The sequence below is a fragment of the Kushneria phosphatilytica genome (genome assembly GCF_008247605.1).
GTDB lineage: Bacteria > Pseudomonadota > Gammaproteobacteria > Pseudomonadales > Halomonadaceae > Kushneria > Kushneria phosphatilytica.
Genome location: NZ_CP043420.1, coordinates 2621593 through 2641794 on the forward strand (window position 1 = coordinate 2621593; position 20202 = coordinate 2641794).

Genomic DNA, 20202 nt, shown 5'->3' on the forward strand with positions numbered 1-20202 from the left:
AGAGCCAGGCGCTGGTGGCGTTGCAGGAGCGACAGGGGGCGGTCAGCCGCCTCCGAACAGGGTGCCCAGTTCGCCGGTAATCAGCAGGTGGGTGAGAATCGAGAGCACATAGCCCAGGGCAATGGCCGGCGTCCACTTGAGGTGCGAGACGAAGGTGTATTTGCCCTTTGCCTGCCCCATCAGCGCGACACCCGCGGCCGAACCGACCGAGAGCAGGCTGCCCCCGACCCCGGCGGTCAGCGTGATCAGCAACCACTGCGCCTTGTCCATGTCCGGGTCCATGTGGAGCACGGCAGCCATGATCGGAATGTTATCCACGATGGCAGAGAGAGCCCCGATCAACCCATTGGCGATGGTGGGGCCAAGCATGCCGTAGAGGAAGTTCGAGGTCACGCTCAGATAGCCGATGAAGCCAAGACCGCTGACACAGAGAATCACACCGTAGAAAAACAGCAGCGTGTCCCACTCGGCATCGGCAATATGCCCGAAGATATTAAAGCGTTCGCGATCCTCGATGCGGCCGGCCCGCTCTTCAATCTTGACCGGTGTGGTCTCGTCTTTCTGCTGCCACTCTTCGACCTGAGACTCCCAGCGCTCGTTGGTCTTCATCAGGTAGTACATGTAGAACTTGAGATACCCCAGCCCCAGCATCATGCCCAGGAAAGGCGGCAGATGAAGCACCTGATGGATCACGACCGCCGTCACCACGGTTGCCACGAACAGGGCAATCACACCCAGCGCACCACGCCGCATGGCCATCGAGTCACCGGTGGCCTCGGGTTTGCCATGCGGCAGAAAGAAGTGCATGCACAACGCCGGTACGATCACATCGACCAACGCCGCCGGGAAGAGCTCGAAAAAGCGGGCGAAGCCGAGCTGACCGGCCTGCCAGACCATCAGCGTGGTGATATCGCCAAATGGGCTGAACGCACCGCCGGCATTGGCTGCCACCACAATGTTGACGCAGGAGATGGCGACGAAACGCGGGCTGTCACGACCCACGGCCAGCACCACGGCAGAGAGCACCAGCGCTGTCGTCAGGTTATCGAGAAACGGCGACAGGAAAAACGCCAACCCCCCGGTGATCCAGAACAGCTTGCGATAGCTGTACTCCCGACTGGTCAGCCAGTTGCGCAGCGCCTGAAACACGTGGCGATCCGTCATCGTATTGACGTAGGTCATCGCCACCAGCAAAAACAGGAACAGTTCGGTAAATTCCGCCAGACCGTCGACCAGGGCGCCTTCCACGGCTTCCTGATCGCCTCCGTGGAGGGTATAGGTCAGCGCGACCAGCGCCCAGATGATACCGGCCGTGAAAACGATCGGCTTGGACTTGCTGAGATCGGTAAACTCCTCGGTCGCCACCAGCACGTAGGCGACCACGAACAGCACCAGGGCCAGTATCCCTTCCCAGCGAGTGGTCAGATCCATCGGTCCGGCGCTGGCTGCCAGCGCCATGGAAGGCATCAGCGCTGCCAGCAGCAGCACCGTCACGGTCTGTATCGTTCGTCTCATCAGTTCGCTCGTCGGAGGGTGAACATCCTTGCCTGACTGAAACCAGTCTTAAACACCAATCCCCCATGATGGCCCAATCAGGCGCCGAATTCGAATCCGAGCGTAACGAAGCGGCCATTTCGGCAAATTCAGGCTTCACCCAGTAACTGCAGACTGGCCATGGGTGCCTGGCGTCTGAGCGGTCGCGACAGCAGATAGCCGATGCCCCCGATCAATAGCGCTCCGCCCAGCGGCAGGGTCAGCCAGAGCCAGAGGTGCCAGCGTGGCGTGAAGTCGAGCCAGCCTGCATAGAGTACCGCCGCAGTGCTTTCTGTCAGCGCTGCCCCCAGCAAGCCACTGGCCAGCCCAAGCAGCAGAAACTCGCTCGCCTGAGTGCGCGCAAGCTGGCGATTGCCGGCACCGAATACCCGCAGTAGCGCGCCTTCATGGGCCCGGGCCGGCCGGCTGGCAGTGAGCGCGGCATAGAGCACGGCAATCCCGGCCAGCAGCACCAGTCCCAGAATCAGCTCGATGGCCTGTGCGACCTGGCCCAGCAGGTTGCGTACCTGGCCGAGAATGGCATCGATATCCAGAAGCGAGACCGAGGGGAAGCGCTGAATCACCGAGCCGAGTTGCTGCTGCGCGCTGTCATTCAGATAGAAGGACGTAATATAGGTATGGCTGAACCCCGATAGCGCACCGGGCGGAAAGATCACGAAAAAGTTGGGCCTGAACGACTCCCAGTCCACTTCGCGCAGACTGGTGATCTGCCCCGAGACTTCCTGACCGGCGACATCAAAGGTCAGCCGATCCCCAAGCGCCAGCCCGAGATCCCGCGCGAACCCCTGCGCCACCGAGATCGGCGGTAGCGATTGCTCGCCGGCGCCCTCGCCAAACCATTCACCGCTGCTGAGCGGATTATTGGCCGGCGGTGCGGCGCTCCAGGTCAGATTGGTTTCACGCTGCAGCTTGCCATCGTTGCGCTCGCCTTCGGGCACAGCATCACGTGCAGTCTCGCCATTGATGGCCACCAGCCGCCCCCGCACGATGGGGTACACCTGCGAGCGCTGATCGGTCAGTTGATCGATGGCGTCAATGAAGGCGTCCCGCTGGCTCGGCTGAATATTGATGGCGAACTGGTTGGGGGCATCCGCGGGCAGTTGCTCCTGCCACTGAGTGATCAGATCGCTGCGCACCAGGGTGATCAGTGCCATCAGCGCAAAGGTCACGGCAAAGGCGATGATCTGGCCAAGACTCGAACTGCGCCGTCTGGCCAGCTGGCGCCCGCCCAGGCGCAGATTGAGAGGCAGATGAGGGGTCAGTGCCAGTAGTGCCGCCAGCAGGCCCCGGGCGACCCACCAGAGTATCGCCAGCGCGACCAGACCGCCCAGCAGCAGCCCCAGTGAGAGCATGAAATCCCGACTGTAGAGCCACAGCAACGCCCCGAAGACCAGACTCGCCACGGTCACGATCAGCCAGCCCGCGGCGGGCAGAGGATCCAGTTCGCGACGCAGTACCTTGAGCGCACTCACCTGGCGCAGCCGCAGCAGGGTCGGCCCGGCAAATCCGACCAGTACCGCCATCGCAGTCAGGACACCCAACAGCAGTGGCAAGGGCCCCGGTGGGGGTAACTCGAGCGGCAGCAAGCGGGTCAGCACCGCCAACAGCGCCCACTGCCCGACCAGCCCCAGCAGCGCGCCGCCAACGGCGGCCAGCAGGGCCAGTAGCGCCAGTTGAGCGGCAAACAGACGGACCAGCTGGCGCTGCCGGGCACCAAAACAGCGCATCAGCGCCGCGGTATCAAGATGGCGATCGACATAGCGCCGGGTGGCCATCGCCACCGCCACGCCGGCCAGCAATACCGCCGCCAGCCCGGCAAGGCTGAGGTACTTCTGCGAGCGCTCCAGCGCCCGGCCAATGCGCGGGCGATCCTCGCGCACGTCCATCACTCTGATGCCGCGGTCACGCCATCGATCCAGCTGATCGTCCAGGCTTGCCAGCTGGGCGGGCGTCCCCTTCGCCAGCAGCCGATAGGTGGCGCGTGACCCGGGCTGGATCAGATGCGTGGTGGCCAGTGTACTGCCGCTGAGCATCACGCTCGGATTGAAGCCGGCCAGGCCGACATCCTGATCCGGCTCCTGCAGCACCCAGGCCGAAACGGTCAATGACTGATCGCCCAGCGTGATTTTTTCACCCAGTGACACACCGAGTGCCCGTCCAAGGCGCTGTTCGATCCAGACATGGCCCGGCGCAGGCAGTCCGCCGGCTGATTCACGCCCCTGACCGCGATCAATAGTGACCTCGCCATAGAGCGGATAACCGGGGTTGACCGCCTTCAGGCTTGCCAGCTGGAACTGATCACCATGTCCGGCCATGGAGGCTGTCGTGGTCTGGGCAGTGACGGTCATGCCGGCGTGTTCGAGCGTTTCAATCACCCCGTCATCAAAGGCACTGCCCTTGACCAGCACCAGATCGCCTCCCAGCAGCTGGCCGGCCTGACGGGCCATGGCATGATCCACCCGATCGAGAAAGAAGCCGATCATGGTGGTCGCGGCCACTGCCAGTGTCAGCGCCAGCAGCAAGGCCCGCACATCGGCGGCCCGCAGATCACGGCGCACCCCGCGCCATGCCATCGCCAGAATTTTCATCGGCCAGGCTCCCGGCTCGTTTCCGGCTCGAGATGCCGAGGGCGTAGCTGACCCGCTTCCAGCTCCAGCGCTCGATCACAGCGGGCAGCCAGTGCCAGATCATGGGTCACCAGCACCAGCGTGGTACCGGCCTCACGATTCAGACCAAACAACAGTTCAGCCACCCGGGCGCCAGTATCACGATCGAGATTGCCGGTCGGCTCGTCGGCAAATACCAGACGGGGGTCGGCTACGAAGGCACGGGCAATCGCCACGCGCTGCTGTTCGCCGCCGGAGAGCTGTTTGGGCAGATGATGCAGACGCTCGCCGAGTCCGACCCGTTCGAGCCAGTGCCGGGCGGCCGAAGTATCAGCACCGGCCCGGGTCAGCTCCAGAGGCAGCAGCACGTTTTCCAGCGCCGTCAGAGTGGGCAGCAGCTGGAAGTTCTGGAACACAAAGCCGACCTGCCCGGCACGCAGTTGTGCGCGGCCGTCTTCATCCAACTCGTTCATGGCGCGCCCGAAAAGCTTCAGTTCACCGCCGCTGGGCGCATCCAGCCCTGCCAGCAGTGACAACAGGGTCGATTTACCGGCCCCCGAACTGCCGAGAATCGCAACGCTCTCTCCTGCCATGATCTGCATCGTCACCCCAGCCAGAATGGTCAGCTGGCGCTCGCCACTGGCGACCGTTTTGGTGAGTGCCTGCGTTTCCAGCACGGTCTCGGCTGTATTGTGACGGGTTTCTTCAGGTCGATTTTGGGCCACACTGGAAGGATGACGCTGATCGATCCCTGATTGCGGAGACGACATGACGAGTATTCCCCTGCGATGGTTACCGGTGGTCCTGCTGCTTGCCCTTTCCTGCCTGCCAGCCCTAGCGCGCGCCGAAACCCTTATGGTTTTGGGCGATAGCCTGAGCGCAGCGCGCGGTATCGAGCGCAACCAGGGGTGGGTCAATCTGCTGCGCGAGCGGCTGGGCGATGAGCAGACAGTGGTCAATGCCAGCATCAGTGGCGATACCACTGCTGGCGGCCTGGCGCGCTTGCCCGAGGCGCTTGAGCTCCATCAGCCGGATATCGTACTGCTCGAACTCGGCGGCAATGATGGCCTGCGTGGTCTCTCGCTTGAGCAGATGAAGGCCAATCTGGCGCAGATGATCGAAAAGAGTCAGGCTGCCGGTGCACGGGTCGGATTGCTCGGTATACGCATCCCGCCGAATTACGGGCCGGCCTATACAAAAGCCTTTCGCGCCATCTATCCCGAACTGGCCCGGCAGTACGAGATACCGCTGGTCCCCTTCCTGCTGAAGGACGTGGCACTGCATGATGATCTGATGCAGAACGATGGCATTCACCCCAATGCCGCGGCCCAGCCGATTCTTCTCGATAACGTTTGGCCGCTGGTACAAGGATTGTTGCAAAAGCCGAATCCCGCCACTGCTCGGCAGGCTGACTCACAGCATGAGGCCTCCTGATTCAGGGCGATTTCAGCTGCGAGCGCAAAATCATCGCGACTGAAGTCGCTCCTACAACAACCTCTTGCAGCGCTCCATGCCAATGATCGTGTTCAAGGCAGACGCTCAGGTGGAGATAGCTGCGCGATCAAGGTCATATTCGAGAAGGCAATCTCAGCCAACGCCTCTGTAGGAGCGGCTTCAGCCGCGAGGAGTCTTCCCGCCTGGATGCGCGGGATCGCGACTGAAGTCGCTCCTGCAACAACCTCTTGCAGCGCTCCATGCCAATGACCGTGTTCAAGGCAGACGCTCAGGTGGGGGTAGCTGCGCGATCAAGGTCATATTCGAGAAGGCAATTTCAGCCAACGCCTCTGTAGGAGCGGCTTCAGCCGCGAGGAGTCTTCCCGCCTGGATGCGCGGGATCGCGACTGAAGTCGCTCCTGCAACAACCATTGCCGTTATTTTGCCCCGCTGGAGATCAGCTCATGCTACCAGGCTCTTTCCGTTTCATGCCCTCCCCTAAAGCTTTTTCGACTGCTGCCGTAGGAGCGGCTTCAGCCGCGAAAATGTCTTCACACATCAATGAACTGCATCGCGACTAAAGTCATTCCTACAGCAAATGCAGCAATATTCCTTGCTCATGGAAACAGCTTGAACCGCAAGGTCTCCCATCTGGCCCGCATGTCATGTCGACGGGCATAATCGGCCGCTATCGATTCGGGTTACAGGAAGGATCACATGACCGAGAAACGCTCTTCCTTTGTTGCCGCCTATCGTCTGGACGGCCAGGGCGGCGGACAGATGCTGACTCACGATGAACTGGCCGCGGCCTGGGCAACCGATGCCTCCCCTTTATGGATGCATCTGGACTTCACCCATGATGATGTCGACCGTTACCTCAATGACATCGCCGAACTTGATGAGAATATTGTCGAGGCCTTGCTGGAGGAGGATACCCGGCCACGGGTCGCGCACTTTCCCGGCGGGATCAATACCACCCTGCGAGGTATCAATCTCAACCCCGGGGCCTCGCCTGAAGATCTGATCTCGCTGCGCGTCTGGATTACCGCCAATCGGCTGATTACGGTACGTCGGCGTCCGCTACAGTCAATCCTGCGAGTGCGGGAATACCTTGATGCCGGTGAGGGGGCACGGACGGTCTCCGAACTGTTTGCCGGCATGGCCGATGCCATGGTGGATCGGGTCGGCGAAAGAACACATCAGATTGATGACTGGCTGGGCGACCTGGAAGAGAAGCAACTTGAAGATGCCCCCGTCGACAGTGATGACATTACCCGCATTCGTCGCCCGCTGATCACCCTGCGCCGCTTCATGGACCCCCAGTATCACTGTCTCTCCCAACTGGCTGAAATCAGCCTGTTCGATGAGACCGGTCGACTCTGGCTGCGCGAGGCTGCCAACCAGCTCTATCGCTATGTCGAGGATTTCCGGGCGATGCAGGAGCGCGCGCTGGTGATGCAGGAGCAACTGCGCAATGATCAGGACGAGAGACTCAATGCGCGCATGTATCTGCTGGCCATCATCACCACCATTTTCCTGCCACTGGGCTTTCTCACCGGCCTGCTGGGCATTAACGTCGGCGGTATTCCTGGCGCAGATAATCCCTGGGCCTTCACCATCTTTGTGGTGCTGGTGCTGGCCATCGTGCTCCTGCAGCTGCTCTTTTTCCGCAAGCGCCACTGGTGGTAACCATGATACAGGGCAGCTCAGCGATCCGTGTGCCCGAGGTCGCGTTCGGGATCGAGGCGATCACGCACCAGCCGCTTGAGCACCTTGATATCCGGAAAGCCCCCGTCGCGCTTGCGCTCCCAGAGCACTTCCCCTTCATCGGTGACGATTTCGAAATGCCCCCCATGGCTGGGTGCCAGCGCCACCTGTTCCAGATCTTCGCCGAAGGTAGACAGCAGCTCCTGCGCGTACCAGCCGGCGCGCAGCAACCAGTTACATTGAGTGCAATAGTGCAGCGTAATGCGCATGGCATCTCTCCTTCATGATCAGCACAGTGAATCGAATACCGATATTTGGCGGCAATCTTTCATGATTCGCGTCCGTGGGGCTTGCCGATCACGATGCTGTTGGTAAAAATCGGCAACAGTTACGTTTAAAGGCCTTTTCATAAGCAAATAGATAATAAAGGCCATAAGTTATCAACTGAATTAATACAAGGATGTTCCACGCCATGAGTAATCCCCCCATGATCAGCCCGGAGTTGCTGGAACGCGTTGTGAATGCTTCCAGCGACGGTATCGTGGTGGCCGAAAAGGAAGGCAATGAAAATATCCTGATCTATGTCAATCAGGGCTTCGAGCGACTGACGGGCTACATGGCCGACGATATTCTCTATCGTGACTGCCGGTTTCTGCAAAACGGCGATAATCAGCAACCCGGTCTGGACCGCATCCGCGACGCGCTGCGCGAAGGTGTGCCCTGTCGTGAGGTCATTCGCAATTATCGCAGTGATGGCAGCATGTTCTGGAATGAGCTTTCGATCACGCCCGTGAATGATGAAGAGGATCAACTGCTCTATTTCGTTGGCGTGCAAAAGGATGTGACCTCATTGGTCGAGGCTCAGCAGGAGCTGGAACGTCTGCGCGCGCGGCTGGAAACCGCTTCCTGAGATGTAGGCTGCCAGAGGCCGTATTGTCTTCGCGCCCAGGTAAGCTGTATCGCGACTGAAGTCGCTCCTACAAGACCATTGGGCTTTGTCTGTATATACGACGCCGAACATGAACGCCCTGCGTTAATGGGTCTGTATCTGCGCTGCATGGCAACTCACGCGACAGTAGGAGCGGCTTCAGCCGCGAAGGGTGTCTTCCCGCCCGGGTAGGGCCATAGCGCGACTGAAGTCGCTCCTGCAAGACCATTGGGCTTTATCTGTATATACGACGCCGAACATGAACGCCCTGCGTTGATGGGTCTGTATCTGCGCTGCATGGCAACTCACGCGACAGTAGGAGCGGCTTCAGCCGCGAAGGGTGTCTTCACCGCCCGGGTAGGGTAAGGCCATATCGCGACTGAAGTCGCTCCTGCAAAAATCTCGTGCAGCGCACCGGTGAAGTCACGACCCGACAGTCGCGCCAGCCTGCGGCATTCAGGCTAAAATCGTTTGATTGCTCACAATTGCGTCAGAGGTTATTGCCAGCTGCGCGGGTTAACGCTATATAGCCTTTTTCACGGCATGGCGTTGTCATTTGGAGGAGCGGGCCGATGAGCAGCGAACTGGATACCGAAGACGACTTCGAAGCGGTCAACGACGAGCAGTACACGGCGCCTCGACCGCGCCGGGGCGAAATCTGTGCCCGTCGACGCATCGAGGCACTGCTGGAAGAGCGTGAGCTCCGGCAGGTTCTGGAAGACGACTGGGGCAGCGACGAGGAAGAGTAAACCGCCCTTCGCACCCTCACCGCAGCGGACGCCTCTCGGCGTCCGCTGTTCATTTGTGACCCCGGCAGCCCGATACGGGTGGCCCCATTCCGGTGAGGGGCTTATCATCGGGACATATTCACCTTCGAGTCAACAGAGCCGAATCTCCATGGCGCAATACGTCTATACCATGAATCGGGTGGGCAAGATCGTCCCCCCCAAACGCGAAATCCTCAAGGACATCTCGCTCTCCTTCTTCCCTGGCGCCAAGATCGGCGTGCTGGGTCTGAACGGTTCGGGCAAGTCGTCACTGCTGCGCATCATGGCGGGCGTCGACCAGGAGTACAACGGCGAAGCCCGGCCGATGCCGAACCTCAATGTCGGCTATCTGCCCCAGGAACCGGAACTGGACGACGAGAAATCCGTACGCGAGACCGTCGAGGAAGCTGTTTCCGAGATCAAGGATGCCCAGCAGCGTCTGGAGGAGGTGTACACCGCCTACGCTGACCCCGATGCGGACTTCGATGCCCTGGCCGCCGAACAGGCACGGCTCGAGAACATCATCGAAGCCAGCGATGCCCACAACCTCGAGCGCAAGCTGGAAGTTGCCGCCGAGGCACTGCGTCTGCCGCAGTGGGAGGCACGGGTTGGCAATCTCTCCGGTGGTGAGCGCCGCCGCGTAGCGCTCTGCCGTCTGCTGCTGTCCAACCCGGATATGCTGCTGCTCGACGAGCCCACCAACCACCTTGATGCCGAATCGGTGGCCTGGCTTGAGCGTTTCCTGACCGAGTATCAGGGTACCGTGGTGGCCGTCACCCACGATCGCTACTTCCTCGATAATGCGGCCGGCTGGATTCTCGAGCTTGACCGTGGCCAGGGCATTCCCTTCGAGGGCAACTACTCCAACTGGCTGGAAGCCAAGGAGAAGCGCCTCGAGCAGGAAGCCAAGCAGGAGGCCTCACGCAAAAAGGCGATCAAGCAGGAACTGGAGTGGGTCAAACAGAACCCCAAGGGTCGCCAGGCCAAGAACAAGGCCCGTCTCGATCGCTTCGAGGAGATGCAATCCACCGAGTTCCAGAAGCGCAACGAGACCAACGAGATCTATATTCCGCCGGGCCCGCGCCTGGGTGACAAGGTGATCGAATTTCACGACGTCACCAAGAGTCAGGACGGTCGGGTCCTGTTCGAGAACCTCTCGTTCCAGGTGCCCCCCGGTGCCATCGTCGGTATCGTGGGCGGCAACGGCGCCGGCAAGACCACCACATTCCGCCTGATTACCGGTGTGGAAACGCCCGACAGCGGCCATGTCGAAACCGGTGACACCGTTCAGATTGCTCACGTCGAGCAGCTGCGCGACGAGCTCGATAACGATCAGACGGTGTGGCAGGCGGTCTCCGATGGTCAGGATATGCTCAATATCAATGGCTATGAGGTCTCTTCACGTGCCTACGTCGGCCGCTTCAATTTCAAGGGCACCGATCAGCAGAAGCGTCTGAGTGATCTCTCCGGCGGTGAGCGTGGGCGTCTGCAGCTGGCCCAGACCCTGAAGCAGGGAGCCAACGTGCTGCTGCTTGATGAACCCTCCAACGATCTCGACATCGAGACACTGCGAGCGCTGGAAGAAGCCCTGCTGGCTTTCCCCGGCTGTGCGCTGGTGATCAGTCACGATCGCTGGTTCCTCGACCGTGTCGCGACGCACATTCTCGCTTTCGAGGGGGATTCTCACGTCGAGTTCTTTGAAGGCAACTACACTGATTACGAAGCGGATTACCACAAGCGCGTTGGCAGCGACACGCCTCAGCGTATGAAGTACAAGCGTATCGACGCCTGACGCACCGAGGCATTATCCAAGCCTGCTGGCCTCCGCCGACCCACTCGGCGGAGGCTTTTTACTGCTTCCGATCCACCGACCCGGAACTCCCCTGATCATGTCACAGTGGTTGCGCTACCCCATCGATCTGGCTCGGCGCTTTTTTCACAGCATTGCCTACTATCCGACGCTGCTGTCGCTGATCTATCTGCTGCTGGCCATCACGCTGATCGAATTACCCGATTATCCGACACGGGACATGCTCTCGGCGGCACCGGACAAACTCCTCTTCAACGATCTGGAGACGCCGCGTTCGCTGCTCTCCTCGATGATTTCCAGCATCATCTCGCTGGCCGTGTTCAGTTTTTCCACGGTGATGGTGGTGCTCTCCCAGGCGGCCAGCAATTACTCGCTGAAACTGATGTTCGGGCTCATGACGGCCCGCTTTCATCAGATGGTGCTGGGCAACTATCTGGGTACCATTGTCTACAGCCTGGTGCTGCTGACCGGGCTGGGCAATGCCGACAGCGTTACCATCTGGGCCTCGATGGGCGTATATCTGGGCATTGCCATGACCCTTTTGTGCATGGCGCTGTTTGTCTACTTCATCCATCACACGTCACGTTCCATCGAAGTCAACACAGTGACCAGCAGCCTGGGCACGCGCACACGGCGTTCCCTGCACCGGGCCAGCGAACGCTATTCCGATGGGCACTATCGTCAGGTACTTCCCACACCTCAGCCCAGTGAGCAGGCACACCGCATTTGTGCCCGCAGCAGCGGTTATGTACAGAGCGCCGCTCTATCATCCCTGGGCAAGGTGGCACAAACGCATGACGGCACGCTGCATATCGATTTCACTTTCGGCAGCTTTGTTGTCGAGGGGCAGGTGGTCATGCGCTGGTCGGGCCCGTTACCGGAGGCCGACGAAAACCAGACCCGGGAAGCCGCTGTAAGCACCTTCGAAGGCCAGCTGATTCAGGAACTGAATTATCTGGAAGGGGAAAGCATCGAGCTGCGCTACGCCTATGGCTTCACTCAGCTGATGGAAACCGCCATCAAGGCATTGTCACCCGGTATCAACGCGCCGGGTACGGCACTTTTGTGCATCAATCAGCTCACCGATCTGCTGAGTCGACGCCAGCAACTGGAGGTCCCCAATGCCTGGCAGGATAACGAGGGCACCACACGCGTGGTCTGGGATGAAGTCTCGTTCGAGGATCTGCTTTATCGTTCGGTAGGTCCGATTCTTGACTATGGCCATCAGGACATCAGTGTCTGCCTGTCATTGCTGGCCCTGCTCAGGGCTCTGGCCAATACCGATACGGACGAGGCAGGGCTTACCGCGCTGCAGGGCCATGCTGACAGGGTAATGGCGGCCCTCAACAAGATGACCCTTTACCCGGTGGATCGGCGCTTCATTGAAGCCCGGCTGGGCAGCGGTGGTTCCAGACTGTATCTACCGAACCATCTCGCTCCTTCCGAAGCCATTCGCGAGTGATGCCCAACATTTTTCGCGGCTGAAGCCGCTCCTACAGAAGCGCTGGCTGAAAACTGCCCCGGCCAGGGCAGCCGCAATGGTGTGGCAGGAGCGACTTCAGTCGCGATGGGAGTCATCTCTGGCATGAATACGGACTTCACGGCTGAAGCCGACTCCGAACATGCGTACCATCGGTTATCAATAAAACCCGTTCTCTCCTTTCGGTCGGGTCTTGAAGCGTCGATGCAGCCAGAGATACTGATCGGGATGACGTCGGATGGCCTGCTCAATGAAGGCATTGACCTGGGCGGCATCAGCGACATCATCGCCGCTCGGGAAATTCTCCAGCGCCGGCAGATACTCCAGGGTATAGGTGTAATCATCGGGATTGCGGTGAAACACCAACGGCATTACCGGCGCACCGGTCATCCGGGCAATACGGGCCGTCAGGGTGATCGAGGCGGCGTCGATGCCGAAAAATGGCGCGAATACGCTCGACTCACGTCCGAAGTCCTGGTCCGGTGAATACCACACCGCATGACCGCCACGGATGCGGCGCACCACACCACGCAGATCATGTCGGTCGATCGCTGCCCCGAAGATACGTCGCCGGGCACGCGTCATGAAACGCTCGAACAGCGGATTATCGTGCGGCCGGTAGACCACATCGGCATCGAAGAAGAGCGAGTGCAGCGCACCACCCAGATCCAGCGTCGAGAAATGGATACCAATGATCAGCACGCCCTTGCCACGGGCTTTTGCCGCTTCCATATGCTCGGCGCCGAGAAAGGTCACCCGATGGCGCATATGTTCGGGATCGCGGCACCAGCCGGTCGCGGTTTCGAAAATGCCAACACCATTGGAGTGAAAGGTGCGGCGTACCAGCCGGGCAAGCTCGCGCTCACTCAGTTCCGGGAAACACAGACGCAGGTTGGTCTCGGTAATGTGGCGCCGGCGTCGGGCAAGGCGCCATGCCAGCTCACCAATCAGCCGTCCCAGTCCGAGACGCATTCGCCAGGGCAACCATGCACCAAGACGCATCAAGGCAATCATGCCCCACATGGGCCAATAGCGCGGATGAGCAAAACTTTCAGGATAGGGCTTGCGTTTACGGGCCATGAAGGCGTAGTGACTCAGGTCGTTTGAAGCAGCCGCCATTGTAGGCACACCGGGCGGCGGCGTCACGTCAGGTCGATGACAGCATCCTGCGCGGTACCCGGGCAGTCACCCCGGTCAGCAACGTGTAGCTGATGGTGTCGCAGCAGGCTGCGACCTCATTGACGGGAAGTATCGCGCCATTCGGGCCACGCCCCCAGAGCGTGACCCTGGCGCCGACATCCGCTTCGGGAAGCTCGGTAATATCGACAATCAGCATGTCCATCGAGACCCGTCCCACTACACAGGTACGCGCTCCTTCCACCAGCACCGGGGTACCATCGATGGCGTGGCGATCATAGCCATCGCCATAGCCGCACGCGACGACGCCTACCCGAACAGGCTGCTCGGTGACGTAACGGCTGCCGTAGCCGATCGGTTCACCGGCCCCCAGTTCCCGTACCGCAATCAGCCGGCTTTCAAGGGTCATGACCGGCTGCAGCTCGGTACTCAGGTCATTGGCCCGGGGCAAGGGGTCGGCACCATACAGCATGATACCCGGGCGTACCCAATCGCCATGCGCGGCGGGATGAGACAGCGTCGCCGGCGAATTGGCCCAGCATACCGGCGGCTGACCAAGGGCCTGGCGCAACCGCTCAACTGTCGCCAGCTGGTGGCCAAACAGTGCGCTCTCCTGCTGATCTGCCGTCGCGAAATGGGTCATCAGCACGCGTTCGCCTACAGCCGTCATGTCCCCCAGACGCTTCCAGACATCAGGCACCTCGTCGGGCACAAATCCCAGGCGGTGCATCCCGCTATCACATTTCAGCCAGACCGCGATCGGCTGGGTAACCTGCGCGCTGGCCAGCGCCTCGAGCTGCCACTCGCTGTGGATCACGCAGGTGACGCCCTGCGCGGCAATCCACTCGAGCTCATCGGCCTCGAAGAACCCTTCCAGCAGAACGATGGGCTGTTCGATACCGCCTTCGCGCAGGGCCTGTGCTTCCTCGATGGACGCAACACCAAAGGCAGGCGCCAGATCACTCAGGGCGCGGGCGCATTCAAGCGCACCATGCCCGTAGGCATTGGCCTTGAGTACCGCGAGCGCCCGGCTATGGGGCGCCGCCTGGCAGGCCAGACGATAATTGTGTCGGAGGGCCTGAGTATCAATCAGAGCGTGGAGAGGACGCATGGCAAATCGGCATCAGGGCGTTTGCGAAGTACCGGGCAGTGACGCCTGGCGAACCCGGGAGGCTCGGTTCGAATCGCCATTGTCCTGAGTCACCCCGGGCAGGTCCGATAGCGACTGGCTGTTACCGGCGCCCTCCAGGGTATTGTCGCCCTCGCCTTCCTGCTGATATTGCGACAGGAAGTCGAGTCTTACCGCCTTGTCATCACGCAGCCAGTCATTGAGCGTCTGGATCGTGCCCACATCAAGGATACCGGCCGACTGTCTCAGACTCAGCAGATCGGTAATGTAGTTATAGCGGGCATCGGCATAGTCATAAATCGCCGAGTAGAGATTCTGCTGGGCGTCGAGCACGTCAACGATGTTACGCGTGCCCACTTCATAACCGCTGCGAGTCGCCTCCAGCGACGCCCGGTTGGACTGAATCGAGCGCTGACGCGCCTGAACCGTCAACACATCGTTGACCACCGAGGCAAAGTAGGAGCGCACATTCTGAACGGCGCTGCGTAGCGAGGATTCCGCCTGATACTGCGACTGCTCGAGCGAGTAGGTGCTCTGACGCACCTGGGCACTGGTCGAGCCGCCGGAGTAGATCGGCACGCTGGCCTGAATCCCCACCTGGGTCTGACGATCATCGTCGTTGTCCAGCTGATCGTTGGTACTGTCACCCCACTGATAGTTGGCAAAGGCCGATAGGGTGGGGAGATGACCTGCCCGAGAGGTATCCAGATTGGAACGTGCAACCTCAATGCCTGCTCGAGCCGCCTTGAGATCCAGGTTCTGGGTGGAAGCCATATCAACCCAGGCATCCCGCGAGGCGGGCTCGGGATTTTTGATCGGCAGATTATCGGCCAGACCATCGATACTGGCGTACTGCTGGCCCGTTAACTGCTCGAGTCGCTCGAAATTGACCTGCAGGGTACTTTCCTGGGCGATACGCTCGGAGCGCGTCTGATCATAGGTGGCCTGGGCTTCGTAGACATCAGTGGCCGCGACCGTGCCTACGTCGAACTGCTGACGCGCCTGGCGCAGTTCACTGGCCACGGCTCTCTCTTCGGCACGGAGGGTATCGAGCTGCTCCTTGGCCCGCAGTACATTGAAATAGGCTTCGGCCACATTGTAGAGCAGTTGCTGCCGATCACCGGCCAGCGACAGGGCCTCCTGAGCCGTCTCGCGTTTGGCCGCCTCGAGCTGATACCAGTTGGTGGCATCGAACAGTGCCTGGGTGGCTTCAACCTGAACGCTGCGCGAACTGTAGTGGTTGTCGTTGCCGCCCAATCCGGTCCCGCCATTGCCGAGTCCGCTGGTGGCACTGCTCGACTGTTGGGAATCGATGTTATACCGGGTCATGCTGCCCGAAGCGGTCACCTGAGGCAGCAGGTCACCACGGGCGATCGCCTCCCCTTCCCGGGTACTGCTGTAGCCCGCCCGTGAGGCCGCCAGATCCGCATTGTTGATCAGGGCATCACGAGCAACGGTCATGAGATCCGCCGCTTGCGCCTGACTGGCCACGGAAACGGCGATTACCAGTGGCAGCACTCTGAACTTCGGCATCGGACTTTTCCTGTAACAGGGGACGAGCACAGCCGCCCATGTTCTGTGATCGTGGATGCATCATCGCGCAGTAGAAGGCTTGCGCGATAGCCCCCAGGCGGTGGTCCGGTGAGCACCCGTGCGCCCCGCCCGAGACTTACATACATTCCAGCATGTTTGAGTGCGCTCATTCTAGCGCGACAATGCGTAAATAATAAGCATGCAGTCGAATGCATCTGCCTGATATGCGACAGGCGGCACTGCGTTGGCAGTGCCGCCTGTCGATTCCGGCAGAGCGGGCTGGTCACGCCAACCCTGTCCAATCAGGCTTCGAAGATGGCGTCCAGAGAAAGGCCCTGCTTCTCGAGCATGCGACGCAGTTTCTTGAGCGCCTCGACCTGAATCTGGCGAACCCGTTCACGGGTCAACCCGATCTCTTCGCCCACTTCTTCCAGAGTTGCCGCCTCATGACCGCGCAGACCGAAGCGGCGAATCACCACTTCCATCTGTTTCTCGGTCAGTTCGGCCAACCAGCCATCAACGTGGGCCCGGACATCAAAATCGACCAGATTCGACTCGGGGCCGGTCTCGTTCTCATCGGCGATGGTATCGATCAGCGGCTTGTCGCTCTCGCTGCCGAGCGGATAGTCGACCGACGAGATGCGTTCATTCAATCCCATCATCTTCTTCACCGACTCGACCGGCTTGTCGAGATGTTCGGCGATTTCTTCGGCGGTCGCTTCGTGATCGAGCTTTTGCGTCAGTTCACGCGAGGCGCGCAAATAGACGTTGAGCTCCTTGACCACGTGAATCGGCAAACGAATGGTTCGGGTCTGATTCATCAGTGCCCGCTCGATCGTCTGACGAATCCACCACGTTGCGTAGGTCGAAAAGCGGAAACCACGCTCGGGATCGAATTTCTCCACCGCCCGGATCAGACCGAGATTGCCCTCCTCGATCAAATCCAGCAGCGACAGGCCACGATTGAGGTAGCGTCGGGCAATCTTGACCACCAGGCGCAGGTTGGACTCGATCATGCGCTGTCGACCGGCCGGATCTCCCTGGCGGGCAAGGCGACCGTAGTGCACCTCTTCCTCGGGAGTCAGCAGCGGTGAAAAGCCGATTTCATTGAGATAGATCTGGGTAGCATCAAGGCTTTGATGATATTGGCGCTCTTCGCGATTCAGTGCCTTTTCAAAGGCCTCTTCGCTTTCGACGGCCTCCTTGTCGTCGTTGAGCTCGAGTTCAGACTCGTTATTTTCTTCAAGATCGACGTCCTGCAATTCCTGTTCCACTACGCTCATGTCGATATCCCCTTATCGTCTGAAGCGTCAAACCGGCAGGCATCCGACACCGACCACGTTATCTCCAGGCAGCCGTCGCGACAGTGGGCACGACGGCTGGCACCGGGAAATCAGCGGTTCGGCAGGAATGTCATCGGATCCTTCGGCTGGCCATCCTGGCGTATCTCGAAGTGCAGCTCGGTGCGATCGGCATCGCTGGAGCCCATGGTGGCAATCACTTCCCCGGCTCTGACCACGTCGTTTTCCTTGACCTTGAGAGTCTGGTTATGTGCGTAGGCACTCAGGAACTGGTCGTTATGCTTGAGGATGATGAGGTTGCCGTAACCATGCACGCCGCTGCCCGCATAAACCACTATGCCGGGACCGGCTGCTACCACAGGTTGCCCCTTTTGACCGGCAATATCAATGCCCGGAGTGAGATCGGTCTTGTCCTTGAAAGTGCCTACTACCTTGCCATCCGTCGGCCACTGCCAATCGATGTTTTTGGCCGGTGTATAGGTCTGTTTGCTGCCGGAATCGCTGCTCGATTTGCCGGCTACGGCAGTACCGCCATTGTCAGCCGAAGCAGCATTCTGCTGACTCTTCGAATCTTTCGCGGAACTCTGATCATTCGTCTGGCTGCCGGAAGTCGGCGCATTCCCGGTCGACTGCCGGTTGGCGGGCTGCTGCGGCGCACTGCTGGGACGCTGCTGTTGATTGCCACTTCCCCCGGCTACCGCGCCGGCCACACCAGCGTTAACCCCAGCGCTGCCCGATCCTGCGGTGCTACCGGAGGTGCCAGCCTGATTGTTGCGAATGGCCTCGTCATCGGGCGCCAGCCAGCTGTCATCGCCATTCGATACGGTACTGTCGCTGCCATCCCCGCTGCCCAGGGCGATGGCACGTGTCCCCGAGCTGCCACTACTGCCGGGTGAGCTGTCCTGAGGCACACTGGCACCGCTGTTGAGTCGCAGGGTCTGGCCGGGCGTCAGATTGTAGGGCGGCTGAATATCATTCAGCCGAGCCAGCTGGTGATAATCAACGCCGGTGCGCCAGGCAATCGAATAGATCGTGTCTCCACGCTGTACCCGATAGAGCCCATTGGCAATGGAGGACTGATTGAAGGACGCCTCCTGGACATCAGGCGCGCCATTCATCGACTGACAGCCGGTCACCGCCAGCATCAGTACTGCAGCGCCTGCCAGTGCGCGGTGGCGTTTCATAACGTCTGCGACTCGCTCGAACGCATTGCCCACTTCACTCATTGTCCCCGGACTCCTTCGACAGCATTCCTTTTTCACCGGCCTGCGATGGCTGCGATGATGAGCGCTCACCCACCAGCATGATGACCGCAACTCCGATAATCATCAGCACCATGGCCCCCAGCAGATGAGCGGGCTCACCGGTTATGGCACTGAAATCATTCGGCCACAGCAGCTGGTGATGCAATGGCACGATATCGCCATTGTCTCCCATTCGATAGCGGGTCAGTTGCTGCCAGGGCCAAAGGGTCGGTAGCGAGCCGAGGATGAAGCCGATCAGCAGGTTGAGGGTCAGATCATGGTGGTGGCGAAACAGCCAGGATAACACACGCGAAAAAGTGAACAATCCAACCAGACAGCCGGCGGCAAACAGCCCGAGAGTACCGATTTCAAATCCCTTGATGGCGCCCATCACGGTGCCATACAACCCCATGGTGAGCAGCAGAAAGCTTCCCGATACCCCTGGTAGCAGCATCGCACTGATGGCAATCGCGCCGCCGAAGAAGAGCATGGTGGCGCTCTGGCTGGTCGGCAACAGCATGGGCAGGGCCCACGCCAGCACGCCGCCCAGCAACAGTGGCAACAGATGAGCGGGTTGCCAGTGACCGAGGCGGCGGAACACCACGCCGGCAGACGCCAGCACCAGGCCGAAAAAGAAAGCATTGAGCAACAGCGGATAGCTGGCCATCAGCCAGGTCACCAGATGTGCCACGCTCAATACGCTGGTGCCGATCCCCAGGACCAGCGGTATCAGAAACACCAGGTTGAGATGAGCGATCAGTGCTCTCATCCCTCCACGTCGCCAGACGCCAAAGGCTTCCGGACCAAAGCGGCGAATGGTGTGAATCAGTTCCTCATAGATTCCGGTAACGAAGGCAATGGTCCCCCCGGAAACACCCGGCACCGCATCAGCGGCTCCCATACCCATGCCCTTGAAGAACAGTGACAGCGACCTTTTCAATCGGAAACTCCTTGTCTGAGGGGGACAAAGCGCACGGGTGCCAGACGCTGACGCTGCCACTCACCACCCCGACGAACCAGTCGGGTCAGCCACTGCGCCCCATTCGCGTCCTCCAACGGGGCGATCACAATGCCGCCCTCACGTATCTGACCGGTCAGCACCTCGCCGGGTTCACGAGTGGCAGCCGTCAGAATGACGGCATCAAAGGGAGCAGCTTCCGGCCAGCCATCAGCGCCATCCCCATGGCGCAGTTGTACATTGTCGTAGCCGAGCTCGGTCAGCACGCCGGCGGCGCGCTCATGGAGCGCTCGAATACGCTCGACCGAATGGACCGATTCGACCAGGCCGGCAAGAATCGCCGCCTGATACCCCGAACCGGTGCCGATCTCCAGCACTCGGCGTGGCGCAATGGAAAGGACACATTCGGTCATGCGCGCCACGATGACCGGTTGTGAGATGGTCTGATCATGACCGATCGGCATGGCGGTATTCAGCCAGGCTATCGCCCGGTCAGCGTTGCCCACGAAACGATCGCGTGGCGTACTGGCCATCACCGTCAGTACACGCTCATCGGTAATGCCTGACGCACGCAATTCATCGATCAGCCGGTGTGCTGCAGAGTCATTCATGTC

The 20202-nt window shown here is 60.3% G+C and carries 17 protein-coding genes; 6 read left to right on the forward strand and 11 right to left on the reverse strand.

The annotated features are described in order from the left end of the window. Positions 1 to 42: 42 nt before the first annotated feature. The 3 genes from nhaD to FY550_RS12095 form a co-directional block, all read right to left on the reverse strand. Positions 43 to 1515 (reverse strand): sodium:proton antiporter NhaD, encoded by a 1473-nt coding sequence (gene nhaD / locus FY550_RS12085; protein ID WP_070979467.1) that lies wholly within the window; start codon positions 1513 to 1515, stop codon positions 43 to 45. Positions 1516 to 1643: 128 nt separating this feature from the next. Beyond that, complete coding sequence (locus FY550_RS12090) at positions 1644 to 4142, reverse strand: ABC transporter permease (protein WP_070979470.1); 2499 nt, start codon at positions 4140 to 4142, stop codon at positions 1644 to 1646. Next, on the reverse strand, positions 4139 to 4930 hold the full coding sequence (locus FY550_RS12095; protein ID WP_149054553.1) for an ABC transporter ATP-binding protein: 792 nt from the start codon (positions 4928 to 4930) through the stop codon (positions 4139 to 4141). The genes FY550_RS12090 and FY550_RS12095 overlap by 4 nt, the downstream gene beginning before the upstream one ends. Between FY550_RS12095 and FY550_RS12100 the strand changes: the two genes are divergently transcribed. Together FY550_RS12100 and FY550_RS12105 are read left to right on the forward strand one after the other, a co-directional pair. Beyond that, positions 4929 to 5594 carry an arylesterase gene (locus FY550_RS12100; RefSeq protein ID WP_070979474.1) on the forward strand — a complete coding sequence of 222 codons (666 nt, stop codon included), beginning with the start codon at positions 4929 to 4931 and terminating at the stop codon, positions 5592 to 5594. The genes FY550_RS12095 and FY550_RS12100 overlap by 2 nt on opposite strands. A gap of 717 nt (positions 5595 to 6311) precedes the next feature. After that, positions 6312 to 7283 carry a zinc transporter ZntB gene (locus FY550_RS12105; protein ID WP_070978790.1) on the forward strand — a complete coding sequence of 324 codons (972 nt, stop codon included), beginning with the start codon at positions 6312 to 6314 and terminating at the stop codon, positions 7281 to 7283. Positions 7284 to 7300: 17 nt separating this feature from the next. Here the strand turns inward: FY550_RS12105 and FY550_RS12110 are convergent, their stop codons facing one another. Next, on the reverse strand, positions 7301 to 7570 hold the full coding sequence (locus FY550_RS12110; RefSeq protein WP_070978788.1) for a SelT/SelW/SelH family protein: 270 nt from the start codon (positions 7568 to 7570) through the stop codon (positions 7301 to 7303). A gap of 203 nt (positions 7571 to 7773) precedes the next feature. Between FY550_RS12110 and FY550_RS12115 the strand changes: the two genes are divergently transcribed. The 4 genes from FY550_RS12115 (at position 7774) to FY550_RS12125 (ending at position 12268) form a co-directional block, all read left to right on the forward strand. Then, on the forward strand, positions 7774 to 8211 hold the full coding sequence (locus FY550_RS12115; RefSeq protein WP_070978786.1) for a PAS domain S-box protein: 438 nt from the start codon (positions 7774 to 7776) through the stop codon (positions 8209 to 8211). 590 nt (positions 8212 to 8801) lie between these two features. Beyond that, entirely contained in the window at positions 8802 to 8978 is a 177-nt protein-coding gene (locus FY550_RS16895) for a PA3496 family putative envelope integrity protein (protein ID WP_168169324.1), read from the forward strand. 148 nt (positions 8979 to 9126) lie between these two features. Further along, entirely contained in the window at positions 9127 to 10788 is a 1662-nt protein-coding gene (ettA, locus tag FY550_RS12120; RefSeq protein WP_070978784.1) for an energy-dependent translational throttle protein EttA, read from the forward strand. 97 nt (positions 10789 to 10885) lie between these two features. Continuing rightward, positions 10886 to 12268 (forward strand): DUF2254 domain-containing protein, encoded by a 1383-nt coding sequence (locus FY550_RS12125; protein ID WP_070978781.1) that lies wholly within the window; start codon positions 10886 to 10888, stop codon positions 12266 to 12268. A 177-nt stretch (positions 12269 to 12445) separates the two neighbouring features. On the opposite strand, the gene lpxL is transcribed toward FY550_RS12125, so the two are convergent. The 7 genes from lpxL to FY550_RS12160 form a co-directional block, all read right to left on the reverse strand. Continuing rightward, entirely contained in the window at positions 12446 to 13366 is a 921-nt protein-coding gene (lpxL, locus tag FY550_RS12130; protein ID WP_070978879.1) for an LpxL/LpxP family Kdo(2)-lipid IV(A) lauroyl/palmitoleoyl acyltransferase, read from the reverse strand. Between the two features lie 67 nt (positions 13367 to 13433). Continuing rightward, the gene (gene alr, locus FY550_RS12135) at positions 13434 to 14534 is read right to left on the reverse strand and encodes an alanine racemase (protein WP_070978778.1); all 1101 of its coding nucleotides are present in this window, start codon (positions 14532 to 14534) and stop codon (positions 13434 to 13436) included. Between the two features lie 12 nt (positions 14535 to 14546). Beyond that, positions 14547 to 16085, reverse strand: coding sequence for a TolC family outer membrane protein (locus FY550_RS12140; protein WP_070978776.1), 1539 nt, complete (start codon positions 16083 to 16085; stop codon positions 14547 to 14549). Between the two features lie 302 nt (positions 16086 to 16387). Next, on the reverse strand, positions 16388 to 17368 hold the full coding sequence (gene rpoS, locus FY550_RS12145; RefSeq protein ID WP_070978774.1) for an RNA polymerase sigma factor RpoS: 981 nt from the start codon (positions 17366 to 17368) through the stop codon (positions 16388 to 16390). A gap of 110 nt (positions 17369 to 17478) precedes the next feature. Then, positions 17479 to 18612, reverse strand: coding sequence for a peptidoglycan DD-metalloendopeptidase family protein (locus tag FY550_RS12150; RefSeq protein ID WP_233350202.1), 1134 nt, complete (start codon positions 18610 to 18612; stop codon positions 17479 to 17481). Beyond that, positions 18605 to 19570, reverse strand: a complete 966-nt coding sequence (locus FY550_RS12155; RefSeq protein ID WP_070978772.1) for a DUF368 domain-containing protein — start codon at positions 19568 to 19570, stop codon at positions 18605 to 18607. Before FY550_RS12155 ends, FY550_RS12150 begins: the two co-directional genes overlap by 8 nt. Further along, a complete protein-coding gene (locus tag FY550_RS12160; protein ID WP_070978768.1) occupies positions 19567 to 20199 on the reverse strand; it encodes a protein-L-isoaspartate(D-aspartate) O-methyltransferase in 633 nt (210 codons plus the stop codon). The genes FY550_RS12155 and FY550_RS12160 overlap by 4 nt, the downstream gene beginning before the upstream one ends. Between the last annotated feature and the right edge of the window lie 3 nt (positions 20200 to 20202).

What these genes read in the sequence shown, in the direction of transcription:
- nhaD (WP_070979467.1), bottom strand. Translation starts at nt 1,515, where the DNA reads ATGAGACGAACGATACAGACCGTGACGGTGCTGCTGCTGGCAGCGCTG.
- FY550_RS12090 (WP_070979470.1), bottom strand. Translation starts at nt 4,142, where the DNA reads ATGAAAATTCTGGCGATGGCATGGCGCGGGGTGCGCCGTGATCTGCGG.
- FY550_RS12100 (WP_070979474.1), top strand. Translation starts at nt 4,929, where the DNA reads ATGACGAGTATTCCCCTGCGATGGTTACCGGTGGTCCTGCTGCTTGCC.
- FY550_RS12095 (WP_149054553.1), bottom strand. Translation starts at nt 4,930, where the DNA reads ATGTCGTCTCCGCAATCAGGGATCGATCAGCGTCATCCTTCCAGTGTG.
- FY550_RS12105 (WP_070978790.1), top strand. Translation starts at nt 6,312, where the DNA reads ATGACCGAGAAACGCTCTTCCTTTGTTGCCGCCTATCGTCTGGACGGC.
- FY550_RS12110 (WP_070978788.1), bottom strand. Translation starts at nt 7,570, where the DNA reads ATGCGCATTACGCTGCACTATTGCACTCAATGTAACTGGTTGCTGCGC.
- FY550_RS12115 (WP_070978786.1), top strand. Translation starts at nt 7,774, where the DNA reads ATGAGTAATCCCCCCATGATCAGCCCGGAGTTGCTGGAACGCGTTGTG.
- FY550_RS16895 (WP_168169324.1), top strand. Translation starts at nt 8,802, where the DNA reads ATGAGCAGCGAACTGGATACCGAAGACGACTTCGAAGCGGTCAACGAC.
- ettA (WP_070978784.1), top strand. Translation starts at nt 9,127, where the DNA reads ATGGCGCAATACGTCTATACCATGAATCGGGTGGGCAAGATCGTCCCC.
- FY550_RS12125 (WP_070978781.1), top strand. Translation starts at nt 10,886, where the DNA reads ATGTCACAGTGGTTGCGCTACCCCATCGATCTGGCTCGGCGCTTTTTT.
- lpxL (WP_070978879.1), bottom strand. Translation starts at nt 13,366, where the DNA reads ATGGCCCGTAAACGCAAGCCCTATCCTGAAAGTTTTGCTCATCCGCGC.
- alr (WP_070978778.1), bottom strand. Translation starts at nt 14,534, where the DNA reads ATGCGTCCTCTCCACGCTCTGATTGATACTCAGGCCCTCCGACACAAT.
- FY550_RS12140 (WP_070978776.1), bottom strand. Translation starts at nt 16,085, where the DNA reads ATGCCGAAGTTCAGAGTGCTGCCACTGGTAATCGCCGTTTCCGTGGCC.
- rpoS (WP_070978774.1), bottom strand. Translation starts at nt 17,368, where the DNA reads ATGAGCGTAGTGGAACAGGAATTGCAGGACGTCGATCTTGAAGAAAAT.
- FY550_RS12150 (WP_233350202.1), bottom strand. Translation starts at nt 18,612, where the DNA reads ATGAGTGAAGTGGGCAATGCGTTCGAGCGAGTCGCAGACGTTATGAAA.
- FY550_RS12160 (WP_070978768.1), bottom strand. Translation starts at nt 20,199, where the DNA reads ATGAATGACTCTGCAGCACACCGGCTGATCGATGAATTGCGTGCGTCA.